The 1,714-nt window shown below is 67.4% G+C and carries 1 protein-coding gene; it reads right to left on the bottom strand.

Annotation, left to right across the window (positions count from 1 at the left end; all coding sequences use genetic code 11):
• The coding region (locus A9W96_RS17965) for a valine--tRNA ligase (RefSeq protein ID WP_067141759.1) at positions 1 to 1,714 on the bottom strand (1,714 nt) is incomplete at both ends.

The raw sequence follows: 1,714 nt of genomic DNA on the forward strand, positions 1-1,714 counted from the left end.
CCGCGGCGCAGCCGGACCTCCACCGACGCCGACGGTTGGAACTGCGGGCCCGCTGCGGTGAGCCACGCCAGCGAGGTCACCGCGCTCACCTGGGTGCCCAGATCGGATTCGTCGACGCCGGCCATCCGGGCCGGCACCTTCTGCCGGTCCGCCAGCCCTTGGTCGCTGCGGAACCGGCGCACCTCGGTCACCAGCTTTTGCATGTCGGTAATCCGCTGCGCGGCAACCTGATCCAGGCCGATACCGGACGGCTGCGGCCAGTCGGCGATCACCAGCGACTCGTGTTCGGCCTCGTCACCGGTGAGGGCCTGCCACAGGGCCTCGGTGATGAAAGGGATCACCGGGTGCAGCAACCGCAGCAGGGTGTCCAGCGTCGCCGCCAGCACGGCCGTGGTGTGCGTGATCCCTTCGGCCAATTGGGTTTTGGCCAATTCCACGTACCAGTCGCAGAATTCGTCCCACGCGAAGTGGTAGAGCGCCTCGCAGGCGCGACTGAACTCGTAGCTGTCGAACGCCGAATCAACTTCCGCGCGAACCTCTTCCAGCCGGCCGAGGATCCAGCGGTCGGCGTCGGTGAGTTCGGCCGGCGGCGGCAGCGGGGCCAGCTTAGCGCCGTTGAGCAGCGCGTAGCGGGTGGCGTTGAACAGCTTGGTACAGAAGTTGCGCGACGCCCGGACGTGATCTTCGCCGACCGCGAGGTCACCGCCGGGGCTGGCGCCGCGCGCCAGCGTGAACCGCAGCGCGTCGGCGCCGAACGCGTCCACCCAGTCCAGCGGATCGATGACGTTGCCCTTGGACTTGCTCATCTTGCGGCCGGACTCGTCGCGGATCAGCCCGTGCAGGAAGACATCGGTGAACGGCACCTGCGGGCCGCGGCGGCCGCCCAGGGTGATGGCCTCGTCGTCGCCGACGAAGGTGCCGAACATCATCATCCTGGCCACCCAGAAGAACAAGATGTCGTAACCGGTGACCAGAACGCTTGTGGGATAGAACTTCTCGAGCTCCGGGGTCTTGTCCGGCCAGCCCAACGTGGAGAACGGCCACAGCCCCGAGGAGAACCAGGTGTCCAGCACGTCGGGGTCCTGCTCCCAACCTTCCGGCGGGGTCTCGTCGGGACCAACGCAACGCTGTTCGCCGTTGGGGCCGTACCAGATCGGAATGCGGTGACCCCACCACAGCTGACGCGAAATGCACCAGTCGTGCATGTCGTCGACCCAGGAGAACCACCGCGGCTCCAGGCTGGCGGGGTGAATCACGGTGTCGCCGTTGCGCACCGCGTCGCCGGCGGCCTTGGCGAGCGATTCCACCCGGACCCACCACTGCAGCGACAGCCGCGGTTCGATCGGCTCGCCGCTGCGCTCGGAGTGTCCGACGCTGTGCAGGTAGGGCCGCTTCTCCTCGGTGATCCGGCCCTGCGCCGCCAGCGCCTCGCGCACCGCGACCCTGGCCTGGAATCGGTCCATGCCGTCGAATTGCGTTCCAGTGCCGGTGATTCGGCCCTTGGTGTCCATGATCGAGATCATCGGCAGCTCATGGCGGAGTCCGATCTCGAAGTCATTGGGGTCGTGTGCGGGAGTGACTTTGACTGCGCCGGTACCGAATTCGGGATCCACGTGTTCGTCGGCCACCACCACGAGCTGACGGTCCACGAACGGGTGCGCCAGGTTGGTGCCGACCAGATGCCGGTAGCGCTCGTCGTCGGGATGCACCGCGA

It is taken from the genome of Mycobacterium sp. 1245852.3, assembly GCF_001669335.1.
GTDB lineage: Bacteria > Actinomycetota > Actinomycetes > Mycobacteriales > Mycobacteriaceae > Mycobacterium > Mycobacterium europaeum_A.